Raw genomic sequence first — 2791 nt, 5'->3', positions numbered from 1 at the left:
TGAAGTAGGCTTGATCCGGCGTGCTGCCGTCAAGACTCGAATGGGGACGCCTGCTGTTATACAACGAGGTTTGAGAACGCCCACAGGACCGTTCTTCGCGAGGTTCTTTATCGGCATCATCCTTGGTTTGGTCGCCGAGTTTGCATTCATGGGACAGTCGACAAAGCTGGTTATGTCGTCTTCCGCTGCACGCTGGAAGGGTCGCAAGCAGATCGGTGGCTTGAAGTCCCGGCATGGATGTTCGACCGCACGGCATACCCTGACCCCGGGCTTTTGGCAGCTCAACCGTTTGTCAGCATTGACGCCCTTGCGGCGCTCTCTGCACTTCTCGATCTGGCGTTGAAGGATCAAACGCCATCAGCTGTCCTGCTTTCTGGCGCATCCAGAGCCTCTCACGACCAGAATCGGGGAGAGACCCATGTCACGCGTGACGACAAACTCAGGGAAAGGGTACCGACACAATCGACGACCGCGCCCGCAGCATCAGATAGATCTGTTCAGGAGCGGCCTGTCGAACGACGCCAGCGGCGCGCCCGCATGGCCGGAGCTGCCGGCGGAAGCGCGGGCAGCGCTCACAAGCCTGATGATGCAGTTGATCCTCGACCATGCTGCGACGACAGCGACGCCGCGCGCGAAGGAGGTTGATCATGATCTCTGACAAGGTCAGACCTCATCATCTGGAGCGCAAGGCGATTCTTTACGTGCGCCAATCCTCAGCCCATCAAGTATTGCACAATCGCGAGAGTAGCGCGCTGCAATACGCCATGCGGGACCGGCTGACGGCGCTCGGTTGGTTAGAGATCGAAGTGATCGATGATGATCTCGGTCGTTCAGCCGCCGGCGGGGTACAACGCGCTGGCTTTGAGCGGATGGTAGCGGAGGTTTGCCTCGGTAAGGTTGGTGCGGTTTGCGCCCGCGAGGTCTCGCGCTTCGCCCGCAACAGCCGGGATTGGCAGCAACTCATCGAGATGTGCCGCGTGGTCGACACCGTTCTGGTCGATCAGGAGACCATCTATGCGCCGAGGCACGGCAACGACCGCCTGCTGCTCGGGCTCAAGGGGAGCCTCAACGAGTACGAGCTGGATCTGTTGCGCCAGCGCTCGCTCTCGGCCCGCTACGAGAAGGCGCGCCGGGGCGAGTTGATTGTGACGGCGCCCGTCGGCTTCGTTAAGGCCGGCGACCGTTATGAGAAAGATCCGGATCGGCGTGTCCAGGAAGCGATCAAGCTGGTGTTCGACAAGGTCGAGGAACTGGGCAGTGCCCGACAGGCGCTCTGCTGGTTCCACGAGTACAACCTCGATCTGCCGGTGAAGCAGTCCAACGGCGACACGGCCTGGCGGCGACCGAGTTACTCCACCATCCACCGGATCATTGAGAACCCGGTCTACGGCGGCGCCTATGCCTATGGTAAGACGGCTGCGGCGGCGGGATACACCGCCGAGGGCGTGAGCGTGAAGATCCGCCGCAAGAGGCGGAACGAATGGTTGACGTTGAAGCCCAATACCCACGACGGGTATGTGAGCTGGGAGAGGTTCGAGGCGATCCGCGCAATGGTCAGCAGCAACGTTGCCACTGGTCGACATCACGGCGCACCCAAGCATGGAGACACGCTGCTGGCCGGCCTGATCCGGTGCAAGCGCTGTGGCCGCAAGCTCACAGTCCGGTACACAGGCATGAAGCACCATATCCCGCGCTACAGCTGCAGCCGCGCCTGGATGGACAATGGCGGCCCTCTCTGCATCGCCTTCAGCGGATTGCGCGTCGATGATGCAATCGAGGAAGCACTGCTTGGCGTTGTCGGCCCAGGCGCTATCGCCGCTGCAACCGCTGCCGCCAAGGAAGCCGGAGAACGACGGGATCAAGTGCGCGATGTTCTCAGTCGCGATCTGGAAGCGGCGCGCTATGCCGCCGACCGGGCTTTCCGGCAATACGATGCCGCTGACCCCGCGAACCGGCTGGTGGCGAGTGAGCTTGAAGCGCGCTGGAACAGGGCGCTCGCTCACGCGGCTGAGGTCGAGGGCAAGATCGCCGTGCATGATGCGGCGACGCCCGCACCCATTGCTGATCCAGCTTCGCTCGGCGTACTGGCCTCGAACCTCAAAACGGTCTGGGATGCGCCGACGACGGATGCTCGTCTCAAGAAACGCATTGTACGCACCCTCGTTCATGAGGTCGTGGCCGATATCGACGACGCGGCGTCCGAGATCGTTCTCATCGTCCACTGGGTGGGTGGCGCCCACAGCGAGTTGCGCTTGCCCAAGCGCCGGCGCGGACAGCGCAACAGAACTTCCGCCGATATTATCCAAGCCGTGCGTCAACTGGTGCTGATCGCCAGCGACTATCTGATTGCCGGCCTCCTCAACCGCAACGGCCTCAAGACGGGTAACGGCAATCGCTGGACCCGCGAGCGCGTCACATCAATACGCTCGAGCTACCACATCCCGGTGTTCAAGCCGGCCGATGACGGGATCGAACCCTGGCTCAACCTCGGCAACGCCGCAAAGCTCCTGAAGATCGCGCCCAAGACGCTGCGGCTGGCCGCTGAAGCCGGCGAGATCGAAGCCTTCCATCCGCTATCGGACGGCCCGTGGATCTTCGCCCGCACCTCGCTGATAACAACTGCTGCTCAATCTATCGCCGAACGAGCACGACAGAACCCGAGACACCCCGCGGGATCGCACCCCAATCAGCAAAGTCTCTTCTCTTCAACAACATAGACAGATGGGTGTTCTGATGCGCGGTTGTAGAAGTCGAGATATCGGCCGATCGAGCTGCGCGCCTCGCTGACGCT

The 2791-nt window shown here is 61.9% G+C and carries 3 protein-coding genes; all 3 read left to right on the top strand.

What is annotated here, in order from left to right; genetic code table 11:
• Positions 1-343 (top strand): hypothetical protein (locus KIP88_RS45480; protein WP_214494576.1); only part of this gene is annotated, 343 nt, incomplete at its 5' end.
• A gap of 75 nt (positions 344-418) precedes the next feature.
• Complete coding sequence (locus KIP88_RS45475) at positions 419-658, top strand: hypothetical protein (protein ID WP_214494575.1); 240 nt, start codon at positions 419-421, stop codon at positions 656-658.
• A complete protein-coding gene (locus tag KIP88_RS45470) occupies positions 648-2717 on the top strand; it encodes a recombinase family protein (RefSeq protein ID WP_214494574.1) in 2070 nt (689 codons plus the stop codon). Before KIP88_RS45475 ends, KIP88_RS45470 begins: the two co-directional genes overlap by 11 nt.
• Positions 2718-2791: the final 74 nt, after the last annotated feature.

The organism is Bradyrhizobium sp. SRL28 (assembly GCF_018596315.1).
In the GTDB taxonomy this organism is placed as follows: domain Bacteria; phylum Pseudomonadota; class Alphaproteobacteria; order Rhizobiales; family Xanthobacteraceae; genus Bradyrhizobium.
This window is presented reverse-complemented; position numbering and strand designations above follow the sequence as displayed.